At 64.5% G+C, this 25,782-nt stretch carries 25 protein-coding genes; 7 read left to right on the top strand and 18 right to left on the bottom strand.

Translation table 11 applies throughout. The features are described 5' to 3' along the window. Positions 1–119 precede the first annotated feature (119 nt). Positions 120–1,100 (bottom strand): NAD(P)H-quinone oxidoreductase, encoded by a 981-nt coding sequence (locus ACHAC9_RS06465; RefSeq protein WP_435758317.1) that lies wholly within the window; start codon positions 1,098–1,100, stop codon positions 120–122. Between the two features lie 259 nt (positions 1,101–1,359). Between ACHAC9_RS06465 and ACHAC9_RS06460 the strand changes: the two genes are divergently transcribed. Continuing rightward, on the top strand, positions 1,360–2,721 hold the full coding sequence (locus tag ACHAC9_RS06460) for an SGNH/GDSL hydrolase family protein (RefSeq protein ID WP_435758315.1): 1,362 nt from the start codon (positions 1,360–1,362) through the stop codon (positions 2,719–2,721). A 67-nt stretch (positions 2,722–2,788) separates the two neighbouring features. Here the strand turns inward: ACHAC9_RS06460 and ACHAC9_RS06455 are convergent, their stop codons facing one another. Further along, on the bottom strand, positions 2,789–3,397 hold the full coding sequence (locus ACHAC9_RS06455) for a tetratricopeptide repeat protein (protein WP_435758313.1): 609 nt from the start codon (positions 3,395–3,397) through the stop codon (positions 2,789–2,791). Between the two features lie 53 nt (positions 3,398–3,450). Next, positions 3,451–4,218, bottom strand: coding sequence for a GIN domain-containing protein (locus tag ACHAC9_RS06450; protein ID WP_435758311.1), 768 nt, complete (start codon positions 4,216–4,218; stop codon positions 3,451–3,453). A 375-nt stretch (positions 4,219–4,593) separates the two neighbouring features. Here ACHAC9_RS06450 and ACHAC9_RS06445 point away from each other — a divergent pair, with 375 nt between their 5' ends. The 3 genes from ACHAC9_RS06445 to ACHAC9_RS06435 are packed head-to-tail and all read left to right on the top strand — an operon-like array spanning position 4,594 to position 7,438. Continuing rightward, entirely contained in the window at positions 4,594–5,073 is a 480-nt protein-coding gene (locus ACHAC9_RS06445; protein WP_435758309.1) for a M16 family metallopeptidase, read from the top strand. After that, positions 5,070–5,996, top strand: a complete 927-nt coding sequence (locus ACHAC9_RS06440; protein WP_435758307.1) for a M16 family metallopeptidase — start codon at positions 5,070–5,072, stop codon at positions 5,994–5,996. Before ACHAC9_RS06445 ends, ACHAC9_RS06440 begins: the two co-directional genes overlap by 4 nt. An 11-nt stretch (positions 5,997–6,007) precedes the next feature. Further along, positions 6,008–7,438, top strand: a complete 1,431-nt coding sequence (locus ACHAC9_RS06435; RefSeq protein ID WP_435758306.1) for a M16 family metallopeptidase — start codon at positions 6,008–6,010, stop codon at positions 7,436–7,438. Between the two features lie 74 nt (positions 7,439–7,512). Here the strand turns inward: ACHAC9_RS06435 and ACHAC9_RS06430 are convergent, their stop codons facing one another. The 7 genes from ACHAC9_RS06430 to ACHAC9_RS06400 form a co-directional block, all read right to left on the bottom strand. After that, positions 7,513–8,472 carry a hypothetical protein gene (locus ACHAC9_RS06430; RefSeq protein ID WP_435758304.1) on the bottom strand — a complete coding sequence of 320 codons (960 nt, stop codon included), beginning with the start codon at positions 8,470–8,472 and terminating at the stop codon, positions 7,513–7,515. Positions 8,473–8,567: 95 nt separating this feature from the next. Then, on the bottom strand, positions 8,568–10,457 hold the full coding sequence (locus tag ACHAC9_RS06425; RefSeq protein ID WP_435758302.1) for a hybrid sensor histidine kinase/response regulator: 1,890 nt from the start codon (positions 10,455–10,457) through the stop codon (positions 8,568–8,570). 12 nt (positions 10,458–10,469) lie between these two features. Next, positions 10,470–11,804, bottom strand: a complete 1,335-nt coding sequence (locus tag ACHAC9_RS06420; protein WP_435758300.1) for an ATP-binding protein — start codon at positions 11,802–11,804, stop codon at positions 10,470–10,472. Continuing rightward, positions 11,804–12,832, bottom strand: coding sequence for an ATP-binding SpoIIE family protein phosphatase (locus ACHAC9_RS06415; protein WP_435758298.1), 1,029 nt, complete (start codon positions 12,830–12,832; stop codon positions 11,804–11,806). The genes ACHAC9_RS06420 and ACHAC9_RS06415 overlap by 1 nt, the downstream gene beginning before the upstream one ends. Continuing rightward, entirely contained in the window at positions 12,820–13,287 is a 468-nt protein-coding gene (locus ACHAC9_RS06410; RefSeq protein ID WP_435758296.1) for an anti-sigma regulatory factor, read from the bottom strand. Before ACHAC9_RS06410 ends, ACHAC9_RS06415 begins: the two co-directional genes overlap by 13 nt. Beyond that, positions 13,284–13,643 (bottom strand): STAS domain-containing protein, encoded by a 360-nt coding sequence (locus ACHAC9_RS06405; RefSeq protein WP_435758294.1) that lies wholly within the window; start codon positions 13,641–13,643, stop codon positions 13,284–13,286. The genes ACHAC9_RS06410 and ACHAC9_RS06405 overlap by 4 nt, the downstream gene beginning before the upstream one ends. Before the next feature lie 13 nt (positions 13,644–13,656). After that, positions 13,657–14,526, bottom strand: coding sequence for an STAS domain-containing protein (locus tag ACHAC9_RS06400; protein ID WP_435758292.1), 870 nt, complete (start codon positions 14,524–14,526; stop codon positions 13,657–13,659). Between the two features lie 366 nt (positions 14,527–14,892). Here ACHAC9_RS06400 and ACHAC9_RS06395 point away from each other — a divergent pair, with 366 nt between their 5' ends. Continuing rightward, on the top strand, positions 14,893–15,024 hold the full coding sequence (locus ACHAC9_RS06395) for a hypothetical protein (RefSeq protein ID WP_435758290.1): 132 nt from the start codon (positions 14,893–14,895) through the stop codon (positions 15,022–15,024). A 151-nt stretch (positions 15,025–15,175) separates the two neighbouring features. Here ACHAC9_RS06395 and pnp read toward each other — a convergent pair whose 3' ends face one another. Together pnp and rpsO are read right to left on the bottom strand one after the other, a co-directional pair. After that, on the bottom strand, positions 15,176–17,278 hold the full coding sequence (gene pnp / locus ACHAC9_RS06390) for a polyribonucleotide nucleotidyltransferase (RefSeq protein WP_435758288.1): 2,103 nt from the start codon (positions 17,276–17,278) through the stop codon (positions 15,176–15,178). A gap of 193 nt (positions 17,279–17,471) precedes the next feature. After that, positions 17,472–17,741, bottom strand: a complete 270-nt coding sequence (gene rpsO / locus ACHAC9_RS06385; protein ID WP_192055423.1) for a 30S ribosomal protein S15 — start codon at positions 17,739–17,741, stop codon at positions 17,472–17,474. A gap of 178 nt (positions 17,742–17,919) precedes the next feature. Here rpsO and ACHAC9_RS06380 point away from each other — a divergent pair, with 178 nt between their 5' ends. Beyond that, positions 17,920–18,423 carry a hypothetical protein gene (locus ACHAC9_RS06380; protein ID WP_435758285.1) on the top strand — a complete coding sequence of 168 codons (504 nt, stop codon included), beginning with the start codon at positions 17,920–17,922 and terminating at the stop codon, positions 18,421–18,423. 22 nt (positions 18,424–18,445) lie between these two features. On the opposite strand, the gene ACHAC9_RS06375 is transcribed toward ACHAC9_RS06380, so the two are convergent. Further along, complete coding sequence (locus ACHAC9_RS06375) at positions 18,446–19,312, bottom strand: alpha/beta hydrolase (RefSeq protein WP_435758283.1); 867 nt, start codon at positions 19,310–19,312, stop codon at positions 18,446–18,448. Positions 19,313–19,437: 125 nt separating this feature from the next. Between ACHAC9_RS06375 and ACHAC9_RS06370 the strand changes: the two genes are divergently transcribed. After that, the gene (locus tag ACHAC9_RS06370) at positions 19,438–20,166 is read left to right on the top strand and encodes a hypothetical protein (protein ID WP_435758281.1); all 729 of its coding nucleotides are present in this window, start codon (positions 19,438–19,440) and stop codon (positions 20,164–20,166) included. Positions 20,167–20,270: 104 nt separating this feature from the next. Here ACHAC9_RS06370 and pssA read toward each other — a convergent pair whose 3' ends face one another. The 5 genes from pssA to ACHAC9_RS06345 form a co-directional block, all read right to left on the bottom strand. Next, positions 20,271–21,140, bottom strand: coding sequence for a CDP-diacylglycerol--serine O-phosphatidyltransferase (gene pssA, locus ACHAC9_RS06365; protein WP_435758279.1), 870 nt, complete (start codon positions 21,138–21,140; stop codon positions 20,271–20,273). 155 nt (positions 21,141–21,295) lie between these two features. Then, on the bottom strand, positions 21,296–22,060 hold the full coding sequence (locus ACHAC9_RS06360) for an SIMPL domain-containing protein (RefSeq protein WP_435758277.1): 765 nt from the start codon (positions 22,058–22,060) through the stop codon (positions 21,296–21,298). 123 nt (positions 22,061–22,183) lie between these two features. Then, entirely contained in the window at positions 22,184–23,200 is a 1,017-nt protein-coding gene (gene ilvC / locus ACHAC9_RS06355; RefSeq protein WP_435758275.1) for a ketol-acid reductoisomerase, read from the bottom strand. A gap of 98 nt (positions 23,201–23,298) precedes the next feature. Further along, complete coding sequence (gene ilvN / locus ACHAC9_RS06350) at positions 23,299–23,790, bottom strand: acetolactate synthase small subunit (protein WP_435758273.1); 492 nt, start codon at positions 23,788–23,790, stop codon at positions 23,299–23,301. Further along, the gene (locus ACHAC9_RS06345; protein ID WP_435758271.1) at positions 23,791–25,521 is read right to left on the bottom strand and encodes an acetolactate synthase 3 catalytic subunit; all 1,731 of its coding nucleotides are present in this window, start codon (positions 25,519–25,521) and stop codon (positions 23,791–23,793) included. Positions 25,522–25,782 lie beyond the last annotated feature (261 nt).

Below are 25,782 nucleotides of genomic sequence, written 5' to 3'. Positions count from 1 at the left end.
CCCACAGTCAAATAACCCGCTATTCTAGCTGCCGTTCAGGGGACGGTCAAACAATGGCTGAGCGGGCGTGTTAGAAAGACGTCAATGGAATTGCACAGGATCGTTGGTGGCGGATCCGCTCAAACCACCTGCAACACAATCTTCCCCACATGCGTACTACTCTCCATGAGCGTATGCGCCGCAGCCGCTTCTTCCAGCGGAAACACCTTGTAAATCACAGGCTTGACCTTCCCCGCCTCCAGCAAGGGCCACACGCGCTCGCGCAAGTTGCGCGCAATCGCCCCCTTGAACGCCACCGGCCGTGGCCGCAAGGTCGAGCCGCTGATGCTCAAGCGCCTGCGCAGCACCTGCCCCAGGTCCACGTTCGCTTTTGCCCCACCCAGCAATGCAATCAGGGCAATCCGCCCATCGTCGGCCAGGCAATCGATCTCGCGCGCCACATAATCGCCGGCCACCATGTCGAGGACCACATCGACGCCACGGCCGCTCGTCAACTCCTTCACCACCGCGACAAAATCCTCGTCCCGATAATTGATCCCCCGCTCGGCGCCGAGCTCCTCGCAGGCGCGGCATTTGTCGTCGCTGCCGGCGGTGGCGAACACGCGGTGCCCCAAGGCCGTGGCCAGCTGGATCGCGGTTACGCCGATGCCGGACGTGCCGCCCTGCACCAGCAGCGTCTCGCCTTCGGAGAGTCGCGCGCGGTCGAACACATTGGTCCAAACCGTATAAAAGGTTTCCGGCAGCGAGGCGGCTTCCACCATGGAGAAGCCCTTCGGCACCGGCAGGCATTGCGCCACGGGCGCCGCGCAGTACTCGGCATAGCCGCCGCCCTGCACCAGAGCGCAGACCATGTCGCCTTTCACGAACCCGCTGCCTTCCAGATCGCCATCGACGATCTCGCCCGCCACTTCCAGCCCCGGCAAGTCGGACGCGCCCGGCGGCACCGGATAATTTCCCTGGCGCTGAAACACGTCGGGCCGGTTGATGCCGGCCGCGTGCACCTTGATCAGTACTTCGCCCGCTTTCAGTTCGGGCATGGGCCGCTCGCACATCTGCAAGACCTCGGGTTTGCCCGGCTGGGTGATTTCGATCGCGCGCATGCTTGAGTCCCCCTTAAGAAAACAACAATTGTACGTCAGCGGCAGCGGTGCCGTTTGTTGTTGGCCGGCGAATGAATTTCCTATTGTTGTGCTCAAACGCAAACAAATTCTCGAATGCATCAACTTTATGCGGAACTGTAGAGCTAACACAACGAACTCGTCCGTAACCACCTTGTCCGCCCCACCCCTGCCGCATAGATTGGAGAACGCCAGCTCAGGCAGTTGAGCTGTCCCGTCCAACCATCGAAGGAGCACGATCATGCACTCTGCCCTGTCCGATTTCGTTCACCGCGCTGCAAGCGCCTTTTCCCGCCCCCTGCCTGCCTGCCGCCAGCGCCGTGGCATGCTGCTCGGCTGCGCGGCGCTCGCCATTGCCCTCGCCCTGCCCGGGCAGGGCGCCGGCGCCCAGGACTGGACGGGCGAGCGCTGGACCGGCACCTGGGGCGCGGCCCCGTCCGGCCCGCCGCCAGCAGCCAACCTGCAGACCTTCACCGACCAGACCTTGCGCCTGATCGTCCACACCAGCATCGGCGGCAACCGCGTGCGCATCCGCGTATCCAACGAATTCGGCACGCTGCCATTGCGGATCGGCGCGGCCCGCATCGGCGTGCGCGCCGCGGGGTCCGACGTCGCGCCCGGCACCGACCGCGCGCTCAGCTTCGGCGGCAACCCGTCGGTCACGATTCCGATCGGCGCCCCGGTGCTGTCCGACCCGGTCGAACTGAACGTGCCCGCCCTCGCCGACCTCGCCGTCAGCCTGTATTTGCCCGGTACGGTCGAGGCGAACACGATCCACAACGTCGCCTCGCAGACCAACTATGTCTCGCTGCCGGGCGACTTCACCGCCGCCGCCACGCTCCCGGTGCAGCGATTGACCACCTCCTGGCCCTTCCTCACCGAAGTCGACGTCGACAGCGCGGGACCAGCGATTGTCGCCCTCGGCGACTCGATCACCGACGGCACGCGCAGCACGCTTGACACCAATAACCGCTGGCCCGACTGGCTGGCGCGGCGCCTGCAAACGGTGCGCGATCCGGTCATCGGCATCAACGGCCGCCTGGGGGTCGTCAACCGCGGCATCAGCGCCAACCGCCTGCTGGGCAATCCGGCCAACCTGCTGGGAGGCCGCAGCATCCTGGAGCGCTTCGACCGTGACGTGCTGGCCACCGCTGGCGTGCGCTACCTGACGCTGATGATCGGGATTAACGACATCGGCAACAGCCCGAACGCCACGCCGATCCCGGCCGCCGACCTGATTGCCGGCTACCGCCAGGTGATCGCGCGCGCCCATGCGAAAGGCATCTCAGTGTTCGGTGCGACACTGACGCCATTTGAAGGCGCGGGCTATTACTCGCCGGAGAAGGAAGTCGTGCGCCAGGCGGTGAACAACTGGATCCGTTCGAGCGACGAATTCGACGGCGTGATCGACTTCGACCTCGCCACGCGCGACCCGGCACACCCGACGCGCTTCCTGCCGGCGTATGACAGCGGCGACCACCTGCATCCGAACGACCTGGGGTATCAGGCGATGGGGAATGCGGTGCCCTTGACGCTGTTCCGGTCGGCGGGGGCGGCAGCGCTGAAGCGAGCGCAGCAGAAATCGGAGGCACTCGCGCAATGAGTCAGGCGAGCCGCCGGCTGGACTGGCGGCTCATCTCAGCCAGGCAGGTTACGCGACTTCAAGGTGCTCATCCCCCACCCGTCTTCGATTGCGTCGGCAAGGCGGTCCCCACCTTCCAGGTCCGCGCCAGCGCCTGCGCCTCTTCGATCTGCTCCTGCGTCATCGTCTTCGCGATCGCCGCGCGCTGGCCGACCGCGTTGTGGTTGCCGCCGGCGGCCGCCAAATTCCACAGCATGTAGGCGATCACCGGGTCGCCCGGCACGCCCGCCACGTGGTAGCGGTACATGAGCCCGAGCGCATGCTGGGCTTCGCCGTGGCCCTGCTCGGCCGCCTTGCGAAACCAGGTGACCGCATGCTTCTGGTCCTGCGGCACGGCATTGCCGGTGTAGTACATGGCGCCGACCACGTATTGGGCGTCGGCCTTGCCCTGCTGCGCGGCCTTCAGGTGCCAGTGAAGCGCCTGCTTGTAGTCGCGCGCGAGGCCGCGGCCCATGTAATACATCAAGCCCAGCAAGTGCTGGGCATCGGGATGGCCGGCGCGCGCCAGCGGCGCGATCTCGCGCACCGCCTGCGTGTAGTTGCGCGCGTTGTACGCGCTCGCCCCCTCGGGGAAACCCGCCTGCACCGTGCCGCCAAGGCCCAGCGCCAGCAGGATCGCTACGATAAATTTTTTCATTGTCTCTGTGCGTGGATCGGTCTTTCGCCTACCTCGTTGTCGCCCGTTTGGCCTTACTTCCAGCTGACCTTGCCCAATCCATCGACGCTCACCCGGCGATTGAGCGGCTTGCCGTAGACTGTGACCGACCCCATGCCCGACAGGTTCAGGTTGGCGCTCACTTGCGCCGTGACCGTCGCATTGCCCAGGCCCGACAGGTTGAGCATGACGGCATCGGCCGCGAACTGCCGTGCATCCAGGCTGCCCAGTCCCCCCAGTTCGGCCCGCAAGGACTGGGTGCGTCCCGTCAAGCTCACGTAGCCCGCGCCCTGCAGGTCGAGCGTGATGCGTTCGCTGTTGATGCCGGCCAGCTTCATGCTGCCCACGCCGCCCAGGCTGGCAGTGATGATGCGGTAGTCCACATTCGCGTTCATCGAACCGGCGCCGTCCAATGACAGCTCCAGCTCGTCGCCCTTGAAGCCGGTGATCTCGGTCATGCCGACGCTTTCGGACCTCACTTCGCGCAGGCCCGGGATGACGATCTCGGCGCGCACCCCGTTTTTGCGCTGCATGCGCATCTCGTGCATCTCGGTGCCGATCACGACCGTGTCGCTGCTTTGCAGCGTCGTCATGTTGGCGATCCAGCGCGGGTCTCCGGAGAGCACCAGCGAGGCCGGGCTGCCCTGGCGTACCCGCAGGTCCACCACGCCGTCGATCTTGATGCGCACCACGCGCGCATCGAGCGGGCGGGTTTCGGTGATGGTGTCGGGCGCGGCCGTTGCCATGCGCATCAGCGCCAGCATTCCGAGGGCCGCGAGGCCGAGCTTCAAACAGTGGGTCATGTGCTTCTCCGCTCTCGAATCATGTTCTTGTTCGTGGCCCTGCCGTCGTACAGACCGTGTACATACGCGCGCCACCCTACCAGCAAGCCCTGCCGGGTTCCAGCAAAACTGTGATTACCCGACAATTTTTATACAGTTTGACAATGAAGTCACTATAGCGAGCGGCTCCATCGCCGCGACCGGGATTGCGACAGACTGCAGATTTCCGGGCCTGGACGACACATCCACGGACTCGCCGCCTTGCGTTAGGTCAATATGCATACGCAAAATAATTACTTTCTAACATGTCCTTGCGCTAAGATGAAATGCTCCGCGGGTGCATCTGCTCCGCGGATTTCATTCGACTCAGCCATCTTTGTGAGGTCTTCAATGCGCATGCGCCAACTCCCCGTCCTGCTGGCCGGGCTCAGCTTGTCGGTGTCCGTCCTGGCTGCTCCCCTTGCGGCAACGTCCGACAAGTGGGACCTGCCGGTCCATACCAGGAAACTCGACAACGGCCTGACCGTCATCGTTACCCCGGACAGTAGTTCGCCGACCGTCGGCGTCTCGGTCGTGTACCACGTCGGGATGCGTCTCGAGCCGAAGAACCGCACCGGTTTCGCCCACCTGTTCGAACACCTGATGTTCCAGGGCACCCCGAATGCACCGAAGGGCGTGTTCGACAAGACGATCACCGGTGGCGGTGGCCGCAACAACGGCTCGACGCGCGCCGATTTTACGAATTACATCGAGACCGCGCCAAGCTCCTCGCTCGAACCGATCCTGTGGCTGGAAGCGGACCGCATGAAGACGCTCGACTTCAGCGCCGCGACCCTGAAAAACCAGCAGGACGTGGTCAAGGAAGAGATCGCGTGAACGTGAAGAACCAACCTTACGGCGGCTTCATGTGGATCGACATCGGCCAGCACGCGTTCCAGAAGTGGGAGAACAACCACGACGGCTACGGCAGCTTCGAAGACCTCGAAGGCGCCAGCCTGGAAGACGTGCGCGCCTTCCACCGCGATTACTACGGCCCGAACAATGCGGTGCTGGCGATCGCCGGCGACGTGACCCCGGCGCAGGGCTTCGCGCTGGCCCAGAAATACTTCGGCGGCATTCCCGCGCGTCCGGTACCGAAGGGCGGCGACTTCACCGAGCCGCTGAACACGGTCGAAAAGCGCATCGAGCAAAGCGATGCGCTGGCCCAGGTGCCGGCGCTGGCGGCGGCCTGGAAGATGCCGGACCGCGGCAGCCGCGACCAGGCGCCGATGGCCGTGCTGGGCGAGCTGCTCGCCGGCGGCGACGCGTCCGTGTTGTACCAGGGCCTGGTCAAGGGCCGCGAGCTGGCGCTCAACACCGACGTGCTGTTCGGCCTGACCAGCCCGTGGGAATTCGACGGCCCGACCCTGTTCACCGTGTACACGATGTACAAGCCGAACACGAATGCCGACGCCATCCTGGGCGCCATGGACGAAGAGATCGCGAAGATCGTCAAGGACGGCGTCGACGACGCAACCCTGAAACGCGTGAAAACGCGCCTGCTGGCCGACTGGAACAACGGTTTGGAGAGCTTCATCAGCCGCGCCGACACCCTGGCCAGATTACAAACGCTGTGGGGCGACGCCAACGTCGTCAACAAGATTCCGGGCTGGATCGAAGGCGTGACCTCGAAGGACATCCAGCGCGCGGCGTCGATCTACCTGGTGAAGAACAACCGCACCGTCATTGACCGCAAGCCCGTCGCCAAAGTGGCCGCTGCCGGCGCACCAACCACGCCGCCTGCCGGCACCCGGAAATAAGGAGCGCATCGATGAAAAAACTGATGCTGACACTGGCCGTTTCGCTGGCCTTCGCACCGGCGGCTTTTGCTGCGGACGCCCCGTCCGCGGCAAGAGCGCCGTCCCCTTCCTCCGCCATGCCCGCCTACGGCGCCGACAAGCCGATCCCTACGCCGAAGATCGTCAAGAAGACCCTCGCCAACGGCATGACCGTTTGGGTCGTGCCGCGCCGTGGCCTGCCGCGCGTGGACTACGTGCTGGCGGTGCGCGGCGCCGGCTTTGCCGCCGACGCCAGCGACAATCCGGGCTTCGCCAACCTGCTGGCCGGGATGATCAACGAAGGCAGCGCCAGGCGCGACTCGCGCGCCATCGCCGAAGCGGCCCAGGGCATGGGCGGCTCGGTGGCTGCGGGCGCGGCCTCGGACGGCATCTCCGTATCGGCCAACGCCGTCTCCTCGCAGGCGGCGGGCATGATGGCGCTGCTGGCCGAAGTCGCGCGCACCCCGAACTTCCCGGCCAGGGAAGTCGAACTGGCCAAGGCCAACGCGCTCCAGGGCCTGCGCGCGCTCGAGGCCACGCCGCGTTTTCGCGCCGAGCGCGCGATCAACCAGGCCGTCTACGGCGAGCACCCGTACGGCCACACCCAGCCGACCGCCGAAGCGATCAACTCGGTGACGCAGGACATGCTGCGTAGCGAACACGCCAGGCGCTTCCGTCCGGACCGCACGCTGCTGGTGATCAGCGGCCGCATTAACGAGCGTGACGCGATGAAGCTGGCCCAGGCTGCGTTCGGCGACTGGAAGGCCGAAGGCGTGGGACTGGCAGACACCGCACCGGCGCCGCGTGCGGCCAAGCCGGCGCGCGTCCTGCTTGCCCGCGATGGCAGCGTGCAGTCGACCATCCGCGTCGGCGCTCCCGGCATCCAGGCCAGCGCCGACGAACAGGTGCCGCTGCGCCTGGCCAGCACCATCCTCGGCGGCGGCTTCTCGAGCCGCGTGAACCTGAACCTGCGCGAGCAGAAGGGTTACACCTACGGCGCCTCGGCCGGTGCGCGCATGAACCGCGTGGGCGGTGCGATCGTCGGCGGCGCCGACGTGCGCAACGAAGTCACCGGTGCGGCTTTGACCGAGTACTTTAACGAGTACAAGCGCATCGGCAGCGAGCTGGTGCCCGCGGACGAAATGACGATGAACAAGCGTTATGTCGCCGGCAGCTACCTGATCAACAACCAGCTGCAAGGCGCGGTCGCCAACACGCTGGCGCAGAACTGGCTGATCGGCCTGCCGCCTGAATTCCTCGGCCAGTACGTGCCGCTGGTCCAGAAGGTGACGCCGCAGCAGGTGCGCGATGTGTCGAAGAAGTATTTCGCACCGGAGTCGCAGTCGATCGTCGTGGTCGGCGACCCGGCGGCGGTGGGCGAGCAGCTCAAGCCGTTCGGCGAGTTCAAGGTCAGCGAGAAGTAAGACGGCTTGTCCGGTTCGATGCCCGCCGCGTGCGGGCATTTTTTCTGGTGCGGCATTTCCGAGCCCGCGCCTGCTTAATGCAGCAACGCCGCTCCCCTCTCCCGCCGCAAGGCACTCATCACCTCCTGCACCGGCAGGTGGCACATCAACTCCGTATTCGTGTGGTGCCACGCGTTCTTCGGCCGGACCTCCACATTGATCGCCGAATTCGAATTCATGGTTCCGAACCAGTCGACCTCCCCCATCACATCGATGATCTTGCGGTAGCGCGGCGGCATGGCGATCGCCGCCGAGACCGTAACGATGCCGATGTCGGCCAGGTGCGCGTCGGCCCCGGCATCGTGCAGCGCATACAGCGCTTCCGAAATCACCAGGTTGCCTTTCGAATGCCCGGTCAGGAGGCCAAAGCGAAAGCGGCTGTCGGTGAGCAGGGCGCACAGCATGCGCGTATCGAGGCTGGCGTGGGCCACGTTCGGCGGGGCGGCAAGGCTGATGTCGAAGACGGTGCCGCGCGTGAGCTCGTCGATCTGTTCGAACGTGTGGCGCATGCGGTTCAGCGTACCGAACCAGAACCAGCCCCCGAGCGCTTCCGTGAACAGGTCGGCCAGGCCATAGCCCGATACCACCGCCGCCACCGGTTCGCCGAAGGCGTCGGCCACGTTGCGCGCAAAGGCGGCCGTGCCGAGTGCCGAGCTGCCGACGCCGGCCACGGCGAGGATGCGGGTGCCGGCGCCGCCTTCTTTCGCGAAGTCGTCGATGTCCAGGCACAGGCGCAGCATGCCGGCGCCCGAGGGCGGCACGATCAGCAAGGCGCCTTCGCGCGCCAGCCAGGGAGCGAGCGCGGCCGCCTCCTGCGGGTCGATGACTTTCAGGTCGTAGAAGACGGCATCGAGCACCGCGTTGCGGCGGCGCCAGGATTCGAGCGAGGCTTCGCGCCACGGAGTGTTGGCCTGGGCCACCTCGGCCGGCGTATTGCGCTTCAGTTGCGCGCAGGCCAGCACGAGCGGCGTGCCGGGCGTCGAAAGCTGTACCATGGCGGATCTCCTGGGCTAGCCCGCAGGCGTCGGGATGACGTCGCTGGTTTCATTAAGAGAGGCCGAGGGGCGGTAAGTTCACCGCCGCGCACGGTTTAGCCGCGCAGCGCCTTTTCCAGGTCTTCCAGCTCGGCCGGCTTGACCAGGTGGGCGTCGAAGCCCGCTTCCTGGGCCCGGCGCCGGTCTTCGGGCGAGCCGTAGCCGGTATGCGCGACCAGGCGGATGTGGGTCAGCTCCGGATTCGCCTTGAGCATGCGCGCCAGCTGGTAGCCGTCCGCGCCCGGCAGGCCGATGTCGAGCACGATCACCTGCGGCCGGTGGCGCAGCGCCAGCGCCTCGATCTCGCTCGCGTCCGACGTGGTCCAGGTTTCGTGGCCCATTTCGGTCAGCAGGAAGCCCATCATCTCCATGGCGTCGATATTGTCGTCCACCAGCAGCACGCGCAGGCCGCAAGCGCTGCCGCTCTCCCCGGCGCTGCTGCCGGCGGCCGACTCGGACCCGTCGGTTCGCAAAATCGGCAGCTCCACCGTGAAGGTACTGCCCAAGCCGATGCCCGGGCTTGCGGCGCGCAGCTGGCCGCCGTGCATCTCGAGCAGGCGCGACACCAGCGACAAGCCGATGCCGAGCCCTTCCGGCGCGCGGTCCGGCGGCACCGCCGCCTGCGCGAACATGGCGAAGATGCGCGGCAGGTTGTCCTCGGCGATACCGATGCCGTTATCGATGACCGAGATGTGGACGTCGTCGCCGTGCAGCGTGACCTCAAGGGTGATCTCGCCGCCCTTCGGCGTGAACTTGGCGGCGTTGTGCAGCAGGTTGCCCATCGACTGCGCCAGGCGCACCGGGTCGCCCGCGACCCAGACCTGGCCGTCCGGCTGTTTCACCGCCAGCTTGTGGCCGCGCGCGGCAATCAGCGGGCCGGCGGTCTCGATCGCCTGGGCGATCACGGCGCCGAGGTTGACTTCTTCGCGCCGCAGCACGATCTTGCCTTCCGAGATGCGCGCCACGTCGAGCAGGTCGTCGACCAGGTGCGCCAGGTGGTCGACCTGGCGCAGGATGACTTCGCGCGCATGGGCGTGGCGCTCAGCCGCATTCTCGCCACCGACGCCAAGCAGCGTGGCGGCATTGCGGATCGGGCTGAGGGGATTGCGCAGCTCGTGCGCGAGAGTTGCGAGGAACTGGTTCTTGTTGGCGTCGGCCGCGCGCAGCAGCGCTTCCATTTCCCGCCTTGCCGAGACGTCGCTGGTCACGCGCGCCACGCGGTAGACCTCGCCGCGCGCGTTACGCACCGCGAACAGACGGTCACGCACCCAGCGCGTCGCGCCGTCCGGCAGCACCAGGCGGAACTCCTCTTCGTAGTGCGGCTGGGTCGCCAGCGCCGCCCAGCGTCCGGCAAGGCGCGCGCGGTCGTCCGGATGGACGGCGTCGAGCCAGCTGGCGTGCTGGCGCCTGAGCGTGTCGACGCTACGGCGCCAGATCGTCGCGTAGGCCGGGCTGACATAGGCCAGCACGCCGTCCGGCGCCGAGAACATCCAGAACACGTCCTCGATGTTGTCGGTCAGCTGGCGGAAGCGCTCCTCGCTCTCGCGCAGGTCGTCCTGGGTCTGGCGCATGCGCAGCAGCGCGTTGACATTGGCAATGAGCTCGTCGGCTTCGATCGGCGCGGCAAGGTAATTGTCGGCGCCACCCTCGAGGCCTCGGATCCGGTCGGCACGGTTTGTCAGCGCGGCCGAGGTCTGGAGCACCAGCACGCAGTTCGTGTCGGGGTCGGCCTTGATGCGCCGGCACACCTCGATGCCATTGATGTCGGGCAGCTTCACATCCAGCAATACCAGCGCCAGCTCTTCTTCGCGCGCCATCGCCAGCGCATCGGTGCCGTTGGCCGCTTCGAGCACGCGGAAGCCCGCGCTTTTGAGGATGCGGGTCTTCGCGTAGCGCGCGCCGTCGTTGTCGTCGACGTTGAGGATGAGGGGGGAATGGGCTGTCATGTGTCGGTATCGTCAGGTGCTCGCTGGCGCCGGATGGGGGAAGTGACGCGGCAGCGTCAGGATGAAGGTCGAGCCCACGCCGGGCCGGCTGACGACGTCGACGTGGCCGCCAAGCAGCCCGGCCAGGCGCCGGCACAGCGGCAGGCCCAGGCCCGTGCCCTTGCTGCGCCGTTGCAGCGGGTTTTCGACTTGCGCGAACTCCTCGAAAATCAGGTGCAGGTGGTCGGCATCGATGCCGATGCCGGTGTCGGTCACGGCGAACGTGATGGTGCCGGCGGCCTCGTCCTCGTCCGCGGTGACACGCACCGAGCCCCGCTCGGTGAACTTGAGCGCGTTCGCGATGAAATTGCGCAGGATCTGGGCCAGCATGGTCTCGTCCGATTCGAACGGTCTTTCGACACCGCCGCCGTCGAACACCAGCTCGACGTGCTCGGTGTCGACCAGCGGGCGCAGCATGCCTCGCAAGGCGCGGAACAGGTTCTCGACCACGACCGGCTCCGTCTGCGGCTCGACCCGGCCCGCTTCGATCTTGGCCAGGTCGAGCAAGTCGTTGACCAGCTCCGACATTTCGGTGGCGGTGCGCTCTATCAGCCCGACCTGGTGTTCCTGCTCGGGTGTCAGTTCGCCGTCCATGCGGTCGAGCAGGAGCTTCGACAGCGCCCGAATCGACGACAGGGGCGTACGCAGCTCGTGGCTGGTGTTCGACAGGAAGCGTGATTTCATCTCGTCGGCGCGGCGCAGGTGCTCGGCCTTGTCTTCGATTTCGGCGTACAGGGCGACGATGCCGCGGTTCGTGTCTTCCAGTTCGCGCGTCAGCGACAGCAGGTCTTCCTGGCGCTCGCGCAGTTCGGCCAGTGTCTCGACCAGTTCGCGGTTCTGCTGCTGCACTTCCTCGTAGGAGTTGCCGGTCGGCGTGGCCGCCAGTTCGGTGGCGATCTGGGCCAGGCGCGTCGGGCTGACCGGCACCTGCGGCGGCAGCGATTTGCGCATGCGCACGATCGGCATGCCAGTAGCGCTGTCGATGTCGCACCCATCCATCAGGCGGCGCGCGGTCACCAGCGCGACTTCCGTCAGTGCAGCCGCTTCGCTGCCCGGCGCCGGCACGCTGGCGGCGCTGACCAGCACCTCGAGCTGCTGACGGTGGTGGAGGTCGCCGAGTGCGAAGAGCGCGCGTCCGCCGGCGCCGCCGTAGCTGGCGGCGCGCGCCACTTCGGAGATGGCCGTGGCGATGCGCACCTGGTCCTGCTTGTTAAAGCCGAGCAGCGCCGAGACCTGGCGAGCGCGCTGGCGCACCAGCACCACATCCTTGTCGCTCTCGAGAGCGACGGCCAGGATGCGCTGGCTCATCAGCGTCCCGAGCGCCGGCGCACGACCATCACCATGGCGTCGTCGCGGCGGCGGATGAAGTCGCGCATCAGCATCGCCGCCACCAGCGCCGGACTTCTCGCCATCAGGCCCGGATAGCGGTCCAGGTCCCACTGGGTCTGGATGCCGTCCGAATGCAGGATGCACAGGGCGCCGGGCGGGCAAGGGGCCGAGAATTCCTGCACCCTGCGCATGTTGTGGCCGACGATGCCGTTGTGCGAGACCAGCGCGCGCCGGCTGTCGCCGTCGATCACATAGGCGCCGATGTTGCCGATGCCGGCCAGGCGCACGACGTCGTTCTCGAAGTCGATGCGCGCCGCCGCCAGCGCCGCGCCGCGGGTGCCGCGCAGGGCGTCGTGCGCCGCGTTGACCAGTGCGGTAGGCTCAGCGCCCGGTAAGCGCTGCAGCTCGCGCAAGGCCGCCTGCGCAGCGGCCGCGGCCAGCGGACCGTGGCCGAGGCCATCGACCGCGAGCAAGCTGGCGCCCTTGGCGTCGCAGGCCACGCCCCAGCCGTCGCCGCATTCTTCTTCGCCGGCCAGGGGCACGGTCAATGCGCCGACCTCGACCCCGCACAGGCCTGGCGCCGCTTCGTCGCGCCACAGGCGCATGAAGAACAGGGCGCCGTCGCCGGGCTCCGACCAGACGTCGAATTCGTCGGACAGGCGGCGCAGCGCGCCCAGCCCGGTACCCGAGGTGCCGGCAGTCGACATGCCGTCGCGCAGGCAGGCATCGACATCGTCGATGCCGGGGCCGTTGTCCACCGCCAGCACGTCGACCCCGGTCACGCCTGCGGACTGCGCCGGACTCAGGTACAGCACGCCCTCGCCCGCATGCTTGAGCAGGTTGGTGCCGGCCTCGGTGACGATCAGGGCCAGCTGGCCAGCGCGCGTTTCATTGAAACCGAGTTCGAGTGCCATCTTCTGCCCGGCGCGGCGCGCCGCCGAGATGTCGCTGGCGTGCACGATCGGAAAGGCATGTTGGGTGCTCAGGGAGCTGATCAGCGTTTCCATTTGACGACCGCAATGGCGGTCCCTTCTCCGGGACGGGTATCGATGTCGAATTCGTCGACAAGGCGTTTCGAGCCGCCCAGGCCAAGGCCCAGGCCGCCGCCAGTGGTGTAGCCGTCGCGCAGCGCCAGCGTGAGATCGACAATGCCGGGACCGCTGTCGACGAAGACCAGGCCAACGCCCTGACGCAAGCCGTCGGTCAGCTTGTCGAGGTGCGCACCACCGCCGCCGCCATACTTGATCGTATTGCGGGCCAGTTCGCTCGCAGCGGTGATGAGCTTGGTCTGGTCGACCAGGGACAGGCCGATGGCCACGGCACGTTCGCGCACCTGCTTGCGCAGGTAGACAACGTCTTCGTCGGTGCGCAGGGGCAGGCTGATGCGCTCGACACGCTGCCTGCCATTACGCTCCAGCAAGTCGGACTCGAAATCAACTGCGGGATCATTCGCAGTGCTCATCTATTCAGGTTCTTCCCGAGCAGAACCATGCCCTTCTCGACGTTCAGCGCAGTCTTTACCCCGTGCAGGGTCAGGCCCAGCTCGACCAGGGTAATCGCGACGGCCGGCTGCATGCCGACCACGACCGTCTGGGCGTCGAGCACGCGCGCCATCGCCGCAGTATTGCTGATCATACGCCCAATGAAGGAATCGACCAGGTCGAGCGCCGAAATGTCGATCAGCACGCCCTTGGCGTTATCGCGCACGATACGCTCGGTCAGGTCGTCCTGCAAGGTCATGGCCAGGCGGTCGTGCATGTCGACCTGAATGGTGACCAGGAGCAGGTCACCCATGCGCAGGATAGGAATGCGTTCCATCGTGTCGCGACCCTTATCCGTTCTTCTTGCCGATGCTGACCGAAGCGCCGGTGCGTTCGAGGGCGACCAGGAAAGCGTCGGCCAGGGTGGCCTTGGTGACGACGTCTTCCAGGTTCACGCCCAGGTGGACGATGGTCTGGGCGATCTGCGGGCGAATGCCGCTGATGATGCAGTCGGCGCCCATCAGGCGCGCGGCGGCGATCGTCTTCATCAGGTGCTGGGCCACCAGGGTGTCGACCATCGGCACGCCGGTGATGTCGATGATGGCGATCTCGGCGCCGGTATCGACGATCTTTTGCAGGATGTTTTCCATCACCACCTGGGTGCGGGCCGAGTCCAGCGTGCCGATCAGCGGCAGCGCCAGGATACCGTTCCACAGTTTTACCACCGGGGTCGACAGCTCGAGCAGCTCCTGCTGCTGGCGCACGATGATCTGGTCGCGCGCTTTCTGGAACACCTCGATGGTGTACAGGCCGAATTTGTCGAGCAGCGAGCTGATGGCCCACGATGCGGCGGCCAGGGTCGCCGGTTCTTCGGCAAAGGCGGTCGTCAGCTGGGCGAACAGCGGCTGCTTGAGCGAAAACACGAAGCTGGCGGTCTCGCTCGGCGTCGAGCCGCTTTTCGCGCGGGTCGACGAGATGTCGGTCAGCAGGTCGCGCACTTCGTCCCACGAACGGTGTTCGATGTTCTCGATTTCGCCATCGCCGGTGGCGATCGCAAAGGCCGAGAGGAACTGCTTGCAATGGTTGCGCAGTTGTTCGCGCGAGCTGCTGGAGCCGCGCACGAGCATCGCTTCAAGCTGGGAAATCCACTGCGAGCCGATTTCGGCCTCATGCTCCTGGATAATCTGGCTGATACGGGTGGCGTTGTCTTTCGTCGTCATCGATTGGGTCCTAGGTTTGGTCGTCACTGCACGGATGCGCCCGAATTTCGCACGAGCTGCTCCGCAATTTGATAATCGTTGACTATAACACTTTCGGCTACATTTCCAGGTAACACTTGTGCGGAGCGGGGGGCAATTCGGCGCCCGACCCACCACACCCTATTCTGCTTCGTGCGCCAGCGGCAAACGCGTCCCGGTGGAGCGTCTACCTCGCTCCCGAGCGCTTAACTTTGATCTTCGACAATGTTATGCTCTGAGGGAATTGTTAGCCTGATGTGTCGCGCCGATGCGCTCCACGGGACGTGAGGATGACGACACTGCTCACACCTCTGCACAACGGGGATGCTTATCCCAAGGAGAAGCTAGATGAAGTCACTATTCGGTCGGCCTGAAAAGTTTCTGTACCGGCGCAACCCGGTGTATGCCAGTTTCATTTCCGGTACCAAATTCGGTATCGTCGTCGCGCTGCTGGTATTGCTGGTCTCGAAACTGGCCTGACAGGCCGGCGCCCGCTACCGCAAGCGCGCGACTCGCATGACGCGAAGCGCGCAGCTTGCCGGTCAGCACCCGATACCGGACATAAAAAAAAACCGCCAGGCTCACGCACTGGCGGTTTTTTCATTCAACGGCGAACCGCTGATGGGATAACTTACTGCGCTGCAGCTTCCGCCGGATCAGCCGCCTTCATCGACAGCTTCAGACGGCCGCGCTCGTCGGTCTCGAGGACCTTGACGCGCACTTGCTGGCCTTCTTTCAGGTAGTCGGCAACGGCGTTGACACGCTCGTTGGCGATCTGCGAGATGTGCAGCAGGCCGTCTTTACCAGGCATGACTTGCACGATGGCGCCGAAGTCCAGCAGTTTCAGGACGGTGCCGTCGTAGGTCTTGCCCACTTCGACCGATGCCGTCAGTTCTTCGATGCGGCGCTTGGCTTCCTGGCCGGCGGCGGCGTCTACCGAGGCGATGGTCACGATGCCTTCGTCGGTGATGTCGATCTGGGTGCCGGTCTCTTCGGTCAGCGCGCGGATGACGGCGCCGCCCTTGCCGATGACGTCACGGATCTTCTCAGGATTGATCTTGATCGTGATCAGGCGTGGTGCGAAGTCCGACAGTTCGGTCTTCACGTTCGGCACGGCCTTCTGCATCTCGGCCAGGATGTGGTGGCGGGCTTCCTTGGCTTGCGCCAGTGCCACCTGCATGATCTCCTTGGTGATGCCCATGATCTTGATGTCCATCTGCAGCGCCGTGATACCCGCTGGGGTACCGGCCACCTTGAAGTCCATGTCGCCCAGGTGATCTTCGTCGCCGAGGATGTCGGTCAGGACGGCGAACTTGCCGCCTTCCTTGATCAGGCCCATGGCGATGCCGGCGACGTGCGCCTTCATCGGCACACCGGCGTCCATCAGTGCCAGGCAGCCGCCGCAGACCGATGCCATCGACGAGGAACCGTTCGATTCGGTAATTTCCGACACCAGGCGCACCGAGTAGCTGAAATCTTCCGGGTTAGGCAGGGCAGCGACGAGTGCGCGCTTGGCCAGGCGGCCGTGGCCGATTTCGCGGCGCTTCGGGGTGCCGACACGGCCGGTTTCGCCGGTGGCGAACGGAGGCATGTTGTAGTGCATCATGAAGTCGTCGGTGTACTCGCCCATCAGCGCGTCGATCTTCTGGCTGTCACGGGCGGTGCCGAGGGTCGCGATGACCAGCGCCTGGGTTTCGCCGCGGGTGAACAGGGCCGAACCGTGGGTACGCGGCAGCACGCCGGTACGGATCGCGATCGGACGCACGGTGCGCGTGTCGCGGCCGTCGATGCGTGGCTCGCCGTCCAGGATCTGGGTACGCACGACCTTGGCTTCCATGTCGAACAGGATATTGCCGACGTCGCCGGAATCGGCCTGGATGCCTTGCTCGGACAGGGCCGCCATGACTTCGCTCGACAGCGACTTCAGCTTTTGCTGGCGTGCCGATTTTTCGCGGGTCTGGTAAGCATCGCGGATTTTTGCCGATGCCAGCTCGCTCACTTGAGCGATCAGGGTTTCGTTCTTGGCAGGGGCAAGCCACTCGACTTCCGGCTTGCCGCCTTCGGCGACCAGGTCGTGGATCGCATCGATGACGACGCGCATCTGGTCGTGGCCGAAGACGACCGCGCCCAGCATGATTTCTTCCGACAGTTGCTGCGCTTCCGATTCGACCATCAGCACGGCCGTTTCGGTACCGGCGACGACGAGGTCCATCTGCGAGGTTTTCAGCTGGGTGGTGCTCGGGTTCAGGATGTACTGGCCGTTGGCGTAGCCGACGCGGGCGGCGCCGATCGGGCCGTTGAACGGGACGCCGGCGACACACAGGGCGGCCGAGGCGCCGATCATCGCCGGGATGTCCGGATCGATTTCAGGGTTGACCGACAGCACGTGGATGATGACCTGGACTTCGTTCAGGTAGCCTTCCGGGAACAGCGGACGGATCGGACGGTCGATCAGGCGCGAGGTGAGCGTTTCTTTTTCGGAAGGACGGCCTTCGCGCTTGAAGAAACCGCCCGGGATTTTACCGGCAGCATACGTTTTTTCGATGTAATCGACGGTCAGCGGGAAGAAGTCCTGGCCCGGCTTGGCGTCCTTGCGGGCGACGACGGTAGCCAGCACGACGGTGTCTTCCACCGACACCAGCACGGCGCCGGATGCCTGACGAGCGATTTCACCAGTTTCCAGGGTGACGGTGTGTTGGCCGTACTGGAAGGTCTTCGTAACTTTGTTAAACATTGGTAATCCCTTTCTAATTGCCGACAGATTTTCAGGAGCTGTCGTTCACCTCACCGCGTACGGCTGAAAAGGAACCCTGTCAAGGGAGCCTCGTAGGCCGTTTATTCATTCAACAGAATCCGTAAAACAAAAAATGCCCGCGACAGCAGCACTGACGCAGGCATTTCTTTGACTAAACCGTCTGGCGCAAAAATTACTTACGCAGGCCGAGTTTGGCGATCAGGTCGCGGTAACGGTTCAGGTCTTTGCTCTTCAGGTAAGACAGCAGGCTCTTACGACGGTTGACCATCATGATCAGGCCGCGGCGGGAGTGGTGGTCTTTCTGGTGGGCTTTGAAGTGGCCGTTCAGTTCGTTGATGCGTGCGGTCAGCAGTGCGACCTGGACTTCCGGCGAGCCGGTGTCGTTTTGGCCACGTGCGTTGTCGGCGATGATTGCCGACTTGTTGATGTTTTCTACGGACATGATGTTACCTTTCACATGCGGTGCAAGAGTCGTAACCCAGCGCACCGTGATTTGATTAAAAAACGCTGCCCTTGCGGACAGACCCGCCAGTATATGCGAAAACAGTTGGCGTCACCAGCTTTTGCTGCGGACGGGTTCAGGCATCATGGGGTTTTCACAGCTTTTTGCGGGGATTTCCATGCGTACTATTTTGAAGATGACAACGCTGTGCGCGGCACTGTTCCTGACCGGTTGCGCCGGGCCACTGTTTCGCGAAGCGCCCGCCGTGGGCGAACCGGTCGCGGCCGTTACAGCGAAGCTGGGGCAACCGACAAGCAGCTACCCGCTAGCTGCCGGCGGCCAGGTGCTCGAGTATGCGACCGGGCCGTTCGGCCAGTTCACCTGGATGGCGCGCATCGGCGCGGACGGACGCCTGCTGTCGTACGAACAAGTGCTCACGGGTGAAAAATTCGCCACGATCAAGGTCGACCAGGCGACCAAGGCCGACGTGCTGCGCACCATCGGCCGCCCGGCCGAGCAGTCGCGCGTCAGGATGCGCAACTACGAGGTCTGGTCTTACCGCTACAAGGAAGCGAGCGTGTGGAATTCGCTGATGCACGTGCATTTCGACGAGGCCGGCGTCGTACGCCAGATGATGAATGGGCCGGACCCGATGTTCGAGGTGCGGGATCGGCGCTGGTAAGCGCCCCACGCTGCCAGGCCCCTTACTTGCGCCCGCCGTCGCTGCGCACGAAGGCCTCGACCGCGTCGAGCGTCGGCGCCAGCTTTTGCAGCGCGCTTGAGAGCGACGCGACCAGCGTCGTGTGCGTGACGCCGTCGTAATACACCTCGCGCACCGGCACTTGCGCAGTGCGCAGTTTTGCGGCCATGCCTCCGGTATTGCGGGTCGGGTTGACGAGACTATCCTCCTTCGCGGCGATCAGGAGCGCGGGCAGCGAGGCGGCGTTCACGTGGTAGAGCGGCTGCGAATCCGGCGGCGTGTTCGGTGCACTGAACACGGGCTGTGTGGTGCGGTTTTGCACCGGCAGGAAATCGTAGGGTCCCGCCAGGCCGATCCAGCCGCGCAGCATGTCGGGCTTTAAACCCTGCTTGCCCAGCCAGCGCGCGTCGAGCGCCAGCATGGCCGCGTTATAGGCGCCGGCGCTGTGGCCCATCAGGAAGATGTTGTTGGGGTCGCCGCCGTGGGCCGCGATCTCGCGCGCGGTCCAGGCGAGCGCGTCAGCGCCATCGATCAGGAACTCGGGATAGCGTACTTGCGGGTACAGGCGGTAATCGGGCACGACAACAACGAAGCCGCGCGCCGCCAGGGCGCGGCCGACAAAGGCATAATCGTCGCGCTTGCCGCTGACCCAGTTGCCACCATAGAAAAAGACGATGACGGGCGCATTCTTCGCACCTGCTGCGGGCTGGTAGACGTCGAGCATGTTGCGTGGGTCGCCACCGTAGCGGATCGATGCCGTGGCCTGCACGGCGCCGGCCGGCGAGACGGCATTGACGACGGTGAGGGGCGAACAGGCGGCGATGGCGCCGGCGAACAGCACTGCCGCGGCGCAGTAGATGAGTTTGGTCATGCACCGAGTATATTGGCCCAGGCGATGGGCGTGGCGCACCCTTGCGCCTTGGCGCCCTGGCGCCGCCTCGTATGCATATGCGTTTGTTTCCACAGTGACAAGTGGTGGATGTATATTGCAGGCCTATGACAAGCGCACAACCTTCCTTCCAGCAGCCGCGCCACCTCGCCGGCATCGGCGTGTCGCTTGCAGTGCATGTGCTGCTGGTCGGCTTGTGGCAGCTGTCGCGGCCGGTCGTGGTGCAGGACGATGGCGCAGCGCCGCACATGCAGTTCGTGCGCCTGCTGCCGCTGCCTGCATCTGCTCGGCCGGTCACCGTTTCGCCTGCCCCTGCCAGGGCAGCCGCCCCCGGCGCACGCGCTGCACCGGGGGCACGCCAGCAGGCGCGGACGGAACGCCCGCCGCCGACGGCGCCGGGCGCCGAGGCGATCACCCTGCCCGCAGCGCAGGCCGCCGACGCGCAGCCTGCGCCGACCTTATCGAGCGCCGACCTGCTGCGCGAGGCGCGGGCCGCCGCCGGCGCCGCCGACCGCGCGCTGCGCAAGGAAAATCCGGGACGCGGCATCCGCGCGCCGATCGAGACGGCGCAGATGAAACTGGAGCGCGGCATCGCCTACGCCGGCGAGATGGCGCCGAACAAGTGGTATCAGGCGCCCAAGACGCAGGAGATCCTCGACCCCGGGGGGTATGGACGCAGGCGTCACCGCGTGATCACGGCCTACGGTACCTACTGCGTCACCTACGAATCGAACCATGCGCCGGACGGCATCGACACCATGCAGCATGGGATCAAGCCGAAGATCACCAGTTGCGATGCGGACGAGCAGCCGGCGACCAAGCAGAAGTGGAATTGACGCGCTGGAGTACGGGCTGGGTGGGGCTGGCACCACCGCGCACATGATCAAAGCTGCGGACCGTCCGCCCCACCTTCGACTGCAGCGTGCTCCCCTGTCGGACCCTAGCGGCGCTCGACTTTATCGTTCTCGATCGGTTCATCGGTCGGGATGATGCTGACCCGCTTGCCTTTGGCGCGCTGGATCACGAACACCACATAGCCCGACAAACCGTACACGACAAAAATCGGCCACAGGACTTTCGGTGGATCGATCGCCACCAGCGCGAAAGCCAGCGCGATCAGGAATACCACGATGAACGGTACCGACTTGCGGAAGTTCACGTCCTTGAAGCTGTAAAACGGTACGTTCGACACCATCGTCAGGCCGGCGAAGACAGCGAGGAACCAGCTCACCCAGTCCACCTGGCGCGCGCTGATGTTGATGTCCGGATCGGTCATGAACATGATGAAGCCGACCACCAGGCCCGCCGCCGCCGGGCTGGGCAAGCCTTGGAAGAAGCGCTTGTCCACCACTTCGATATTCGTGTTGAAGCGCGCCAGGCGCAGCGCCGCCCCGGCGCAATACACGAAGGCTGCGATCCAGCCCCACTTGCCGAGGCCGCGCAGCGACCATTCGTAAATCACCAGCGCCGGCGCCGCGCCGAAGGACACCATGTCCGACAAACTATCGTACTGCGCGCCGAATTCGGACTGGGTATTCGTCAGGCGCGCAACGCGCCCGTCCAGCGCGTCGAGAATCATCGCGATGAACACGGCCCAGCAGGCGTGTTCGAAGCGCTGGTTCATCGCCATCACGATCGCGTAGAAACCGCAGAACAGCGCAGCGGTCGTGAAGGCGTTCGGCAATAAATAAATGCCGCGCCCGCGCGGGCCGCCCTTGTCTTCAACCCGGCGCCCGAAGCGCTTCAGGCGGGAGAAGCGTGGCGCTCGGGGCGCTCCACCAGTTTTCTTGCGTCGTGGGAAAGTTGGCATAAGGTTCCGTATTCAAGTAGTCATCGCGCTACAGCGCCGTTTCCTCATTATAGAGGCGGGAACGGCATGTTAGCGAACGGATACTATTGAATCCGTCCCAAGTAATGTCTTACTGGCAAGACACGCCTGGGCTATGCGCTTCGTCACCTGTTTTTTTAGTTGAACTTTACCTTCCCCACCAGGCGCATCTGCAGCGTCGTCTCGCCTGGCTCGAAACTCGGTTCCGGCATCGCGTCGTCCGCCACTTTCATGCGCGCGCCCGCCATCGACGCCATCTGCATCTCGGGCCGGCCGCCATAGTTGCCCGACCCTTCGAAATCGACCGTATCGAGCACCGCATCCGAGGGTTGGCGTCCCATCGCGCGCGCGATCGAGACGATGCGTTCGTTCAGGTTGCGATAGGCTTCGAGAATGCGGCGGTCGTCGAGCATCTTTTCGGTCGCCGGGGCGAGGCCGAAGTTGATCCCATTAATCGACAGCAGCTTCTGGGCCGCGGCCGCCGTCTTCGGCAGCTCGGCCAGATTCGTCGTTTTCACCTCCAGGTATTGCCCGACGCGCCAGCCGCTCGGCACCGGTTTGATTGGGGTGCGGCTTGCAGGCAGCGGCTGCACCGGCGGCTCCGGATAGACCGGGTAGGTGTAATAGCCCTGGGTCTTGAGCTCGGCTTTCGGATCGGCGCGGCGCACGATCTCGGTGCCCTCTTTCATCTTGCGGTTCACGCGCGCGGCGGCCGCTGCTTTGTCCTTGTCGAATTCCTCGACGGCGAAGGTCACCGTCGCCTGGTCGTTGGCGTGGCGCACTTCGCCGTTGGCCGGCACGATGACCATCGTGCCGGCTGTGCCTGGCGCCGGCAGGGCTTGCGCACCGGCGTGGGCGGCTGCGACCAGGCTGGCGGCGAGGATGAGTTTTGGAAGGGACATGGTTTTCTCCGGCTAAGTAAAGGGGGCTTCACTTATACGATACCGTCGCCTTGCTTTCCGTCGTGATTTTGTAATGGAAAGTTGCAACTGTGATCGGCCGCTTACGAAAACCAGTCCTGACTCTTAGTTCTTCGACTGGTCCACCAGCTTGTTCTTCGCGATCCACGGCATCATCGCGCGCAGCTTGGCGCCGACTTCCTCGATCTGGTGCTCGGAAGTCAAGCGACGGCGCGAGATCAGGGTCGGAGCGCCGGCCTTGTTCTCGAGAATAAAACTCTTCGCGTACTCGCCGGTCTGGATGTCCTTCAGGCACTGGCGCATCGCGTTCTTGGTGTCTTCGGTCACGATGCGCGGGCCGGTCACGTACTCGCCGTACTCGGCATTGTTCGAGATCGAGTAGTTCATGTTGGCGATGCCGCCTTCGTAGATCAGGTCGACAATCAGCTTGAGCTCGTGCAGGCACTCGAAATACGCCATTTCCGGCGCGTAGCCCGCTTCGACCAGGGTCTCGAAACCGGCCTTGATCAGTTCGACAGCGCCGCCGCACAGCACGGCCTGTTCGCCGAACAGGTCGGTCTCGGTCTCTTCGCGGAAATTGGTCTCGATGATGCCGGCGCGGCCGCCACCGTTGGCCATCGCGTACGACAGCGCGATATCGCGCGCCGCGCCCGACTTGTCCTGGTAGACGGCGATCAGGTGCGGCACGCCGCCACCGCCCTTATAGGTGCTGCGCACGGTGTGGCCAGGGGCCTTTGGCGCGATCATGATCACGTCGAGGTCGGCGCGCGGCACGACCTGGCCGTAGTGGACATTGAAGCCGTGGGCAAAGGCGAGCACGGCGCCCTGCTTCGCGTTCGGCTCGACGTTTTCCTTGTAGACCTGGGCGATGTTTTCGTCCGGCAGCAGGATCATGATGATGTCGGCGTTCTGGACTGCCTCGTCGACCTCGGCGACCTTCAGGCCCGCTTGTTCGACCTTGTTCCAGGAAGCGCCGCCGCGGCGCAGGCCGACGGTGACGTTGACGCCGGATTCACTGAGGTTCTGGGCGTGCGCGTGTCCCTGCGAGCCGTAGCCGATGATGGCGACGTTCTTGCCTTTGATGAGGGAGAGGTCGCAGTCTTTGTCGTAGAAAACTTTCATGGTCATTCCTATTCTTTAAAGTTCGTTGTGTGCGGGCGGTACGCGTGGGCGGCGCCGACGTTTCATGTCATGTGTACAGTGAGGTGGAGCGGACCACCCTACACCTTCAGGATGCGTTCGCCGCGGCCGATGCCGGAGCCGCCGGTACGAACGGTCTCGAGGATGGAGGAGCGGTCGATGGCGTCGATGAAGGCATCGAGCTTGCTCTTGGCGCCGGTCAGTTCGATCGTGTAGGTCTTTTCCGTGACGTCGATGACGCGGCCGCGGAAGATGTCGGCAGTGCGCTTGAGTTCCTCGCGCTCCTTGCCGACCGCCCGCACCTTGATCAGCATGAGCTCGCGCTCGATGTGCTGGCCTTCGGTCAGGTCCACTACCTTCACGACTTCGATCAGGCGATTCAGGTGCTTGGTGATCTGCTCGATGATGTCGTCCGAACCGGAAGTCACGATCGTCATGCGCGAGAGCGTTGCGTCTTCGGTCGGCGCCACGGTCAGGGTTTCGATGTTGTAGCCACGCGCCGAAAACAGGCCCACCACGCGCGACAGGGCGCCGGCTTCGTTCTCGAGGAGAACCGAGATGATGTGTCTCATTTACAGGTCCTCCGATCCGAGCAGCATTTCAGACAAGCCCTTGCCGGCCTTGACCATTGGCCAGACGTTCTCGTTCTGGTCGGTGATGAAGTTCATGAAGACCAGCCGGTCCTTCATCGCAAAAGCGTCACGCAGCGAACCTTCGACATCGGACGGCTTCTCGATGCGCATGCCGACGTGGCCATAGGCTTCGGCCAGCTTCTCGAAGTCGGGTAAAGAGTCCATATACGACTCGGAGTAGCGCGAACCGTAATCGATCTGCTGCCACTGGCGCACCATGCCGAGGAAGCGGTTGTTCAGCAGGATGATCTTCGGCGTCAGGTGGTATTGCTTGCAGGTGGCAAGCTCCTGGATGCACATCTGGATCGAGCCTTCGCCGGTGACGCAGGCAACGGTCGCATCCGGGTTGGCCATCTGCACGCCCATCGCGAACGGCAGGCCGACGCCCATCGTGCCCAACCCCCCGGAATTGATCCAGCGGCGTGGCTTGTCGAACGGGTAGTACTGGGCAGCCCACATCTGGTGCTGGCCGACGTCGGAGGTGATGAAGGCGTCGCCATCCGTGACTTTCCAGAGTTGTTCGATGACCGACTGCGGCTTGATCACGAGATCGGAATCTTCGTACTTCAGGCAGTCTATTGCGCGCCATTCGTCGACCTGCTTCCACCAGGCGCGCAGCTGCTCCGGGTTGGCACGGGCGGCGCCTGCGGCATCGAGCTGCGCCAGGAATTCGGTCAGCACTTCCTTGACGTTGCCGACGATCGGGATGTCGACCTTCACCCGTTTCGAGATCGACGACGGGTCGATGTCGATGTGGATGATCTTGCGCGGATGGCTGGCGAAGTGCTTCGGATTGCCGATCACGCGGTCATCAAAACGCGCGCCGATCGCGATCAGGACGTCGCAATGCTGCATCGCCATGTTCGCTTCATAGGTACCGTGCATGCCGGGCATGCCGACAAAATGCGGGTCGCTGGCGCGCGAGCCGCCCAGGCCCATCAGCGTGTTGGTGACCGGGGCGCCGAGCTTGTCGACCAGGCGGTTCAGTTCCTGCGAGGCATTCGCCAGGATCACGCCGCCGCCCGCGTAAATCATCGGCCGTTCGGCGTTTTGCAGCAACTGGACTGCCTTGCGGATCTGGCCTGTGTGGCCCTTGTCGACCGGTTTGTACGAACGCATCTCGATTTCGCGCGGATACTCGAACATGCACTTGTGCATGCTGATGTCCTTCGGAATATCGACCAGCACCGGGCCCGGACGGCCGGTACGGGCAATGAAGAAGGCTTTCTTGATCGTGAGCGCGAGGTCCTTGACGTCCTTGACCAGGAAATTATGCTTGACGACGGGGCGGGTGATGCCGACCGTGTCGCATTCCTGGAAGGCATCCTGGCCGATCGCATGGCTTGGCACCTGGCCGCTGATCACTACCATCGGAATCGAATCCATGTAGGCGGTGGACAGGCCGGTGACGGCATTCGTCACGCCCGGGCCGGAGGTGACAATGGCCACGCCCACGGTATTCGAGCTGCGCGAATAGGCGTCGGCCGCGTGAACGGCTGCCTGCTCGTGGCGCACCAGGACGTGCTGGAATTTGTCTTGCTGGAAGATGGCGTCGTAGATGTACAGCACTGCGCCACCGGGATAGCCAAAGACGTGTTTCACGCCTTCCTCGGCCAGGCAACGGACGACTATTTCAGCGCCGGTGATCGGGGCTGATGTTTCGTTATTCATGAATCATTCCTTTCAAGACCCAGAGGGAGATTGATCGGATGCTCGTTCCTAACGAAATGCGGATTGCCCTACAGCGCTCAAGCTTCCCTTCTTTCTGCGGTCACGACGTTCAATCCGGATACCCATTGGTACCTTTCATAACGGCGCAGGACGCAACTCGTTTGGCTGAGTGTCTGTAGCGGCTCGACGCATCTCTCGCGCTTGTGGCGCGGGTTGGAGCAAACTGCCTACAAATGAAAGCGTGTCACACCGAACAGGCCT

Source organism: Massilia sp. CMS3.1 (genome assembly GCF_051262535.1).
Taxonomy (GTDB): domain Bacteria; phylum Pseudomonadota; class Gammaproteobacteria; order Burkholderiales; family Burkholderiaceae_D; genus Telluria.
This window is presented reverse-complemented; position numbering and strand designations above follow the sequence as displayed.

Bases quoted from the DNA above. Each gene is read 5' to 3' on its own strand.
- ACHAC9_RS06375 (WP_435758283.1), bottom strand. From the start codon at position 19,312: ATGACCAAACTCATCTACTGCGCCGCGGCAGTGCTGTTCGCCGGCGCC.
- ACHAC9_RS06445 (WP_435758309.1), top strand. From the start codon at position 4,594: ATGCGCCAACTCCCCGTCCTGCTGGCCGGGCTCAGCTTGTCGGTGTCC.
- ACHAC9_RS06455 (WP_435758313.1), bottom strand. From the start codon at position 3,397: ATGAAAAAATTTATCGTAGCGATCCTGCTGGCGCTGGGCCTTGGCGGC.
- ilvC (WP_435758275.1), bottom strand. From the start codon at position 23,200: ATGAAAGTTTTCTACGACAAAGACTGCGACCTCTCCCTCATCAAAGGC.
- ACHAC9_RS06430 (WP_435758304.1), bottom strand. From the start codon at position 8,472: ATGGTACAGCTTTCGACGCCCGGCACGCCGCTCGTGCTGGCCTGCGCG.
- ACHAC9_RS06400 (WP_435758292.1), bottom strand. From the start codon at position 14,526: ATGACGACGAAAGACAACGCCACCCGTATCAGCCAGATTATCCAGGAG.
- ACHAC9_RS06410 (WP_435758296.1), bottom strand. From the start codon at position 13,287: ATGAGCACTGCGAATGATCCCGCAGTTGATTTCGAGTCCGACTTGCTG.
- ACHAC9_RS06420 (WP_435758300.1), bottom strand. From the start codon at position 11,804: ATGAGCCAGCGCATCCTGGCCGTCGCTCTCGAGAGCGACAAGGATGTG.
- pssA (WP_435758279.1), bottom strand. From the start codon at position 21,140: ATGCCAACTTTCCCACGACGCAAGAAAACTGGTGGAGCGCCCCGAGCG.
- rpsO (WP_192055423.1), bottom strand. From the start codon at position 17,741: ATGTCCGTAGAAAACATCAACAAGTCGGCAATCATCGCCGACAACGCA.
- ACHAC9_RS06405 (WP_435758294.1), bottom strand. From the start codon at position 13,643: ATGGAACGCATTCCTATCCTGCGCATGGGTGACCTGCTCCTGGTCACC.
- ACHAC9_RS06370 (WP_435758281.1), top strand. From the start codon at position 19,438: ATGACAAGCGCACAACCTTCCTTCCAGCAGCCGCGCCACCTCGCCGGC.
- ACHAC9_RS06360 (WP_435758277.1), bottom strand. From the start codon at position 22,060: ATGTCCCTTCCAAAACTCATCCTCGCCGCCAGCCTGGTCGCAGCCGCC.
- ACHAC9_RS06425 (WP_435758302.1), bottom strand. From the start codon at position 10,457: ATGACAGCCCATTCCCCCCTCATCCTCAACGTCGACGACAACGACGGC.
- ACHAC9_RS06465 (WP_435758317.1), bottom strand. From the start codon at position 1,100: ATGCGCGCGATCGAAATCACCCAGCCGGGCAAACCCGAGGTCTTGCAG.
- ACHAC9_RS06395 (WP_435758290.1), top strand. From the start codon at position 14,893: ATGAAGTCACTATTCGGTCGGCCTGAAAAGTTTCTGTACCGGCGCAAC.
- ACHAC9_RS06435 (WP_435758306.1), top strand. From the start codon at position 6,008: ATGAAAAAACTGATGCTGACACTGGCCGTTTCGCTGGCCTTCGCACCG.
- ACHAC9_RS06460 (WP_435758315.1), top strand. From the start codon at position 1,360: ATGCACTCTGCCCTGTCCGATTTCGTTCACCGCGCTGCAAGCGCCTTT.
- ACHAC9_RS06415 (WP_435758298.1), bottom strand. From the start codon at position 12,832: ATGGAAACGCTGATCAGCTCCCTGAGCACCCAACATGCCTTTCCGATC.
- ACHAC9_RS06345 (WP_435758271.1), bottom strand. From the start codon at position 25,521: ATGAATAACGAAACATCAGCCCCGATCACCGGCGCTGAAATAGTCGTC.
- ACHAC9_RS06450 (WP_435758311.1), bottom strand. From the start codon at position 4,218: ATGACCCACTGTTTGAAGCTCGGCCTCGCGGCCCTCGGAATGCTGGCG.
- ilvN (WP_435758273.1), bottom strand. From the start codon at position 23,790: ATGAGACACATCATCTCGGTTCTCCTCGAGAACGAAGCCGGCGCCCTG.
- ACHAC9_RS06380 (WP_435758285.1), top strand. From the start codon at position 17,920: ATGCGTACTATTTTGAAGATGACAACGCTGTGCGCGGCACTGTTCCTG.
- pnp (WP_435758288.1), bottom strand. From the start codon at position 17,278: ATGTTTAACAAAGTTACGAAGACCTTCCAGTACGGCCAACACACCGTC.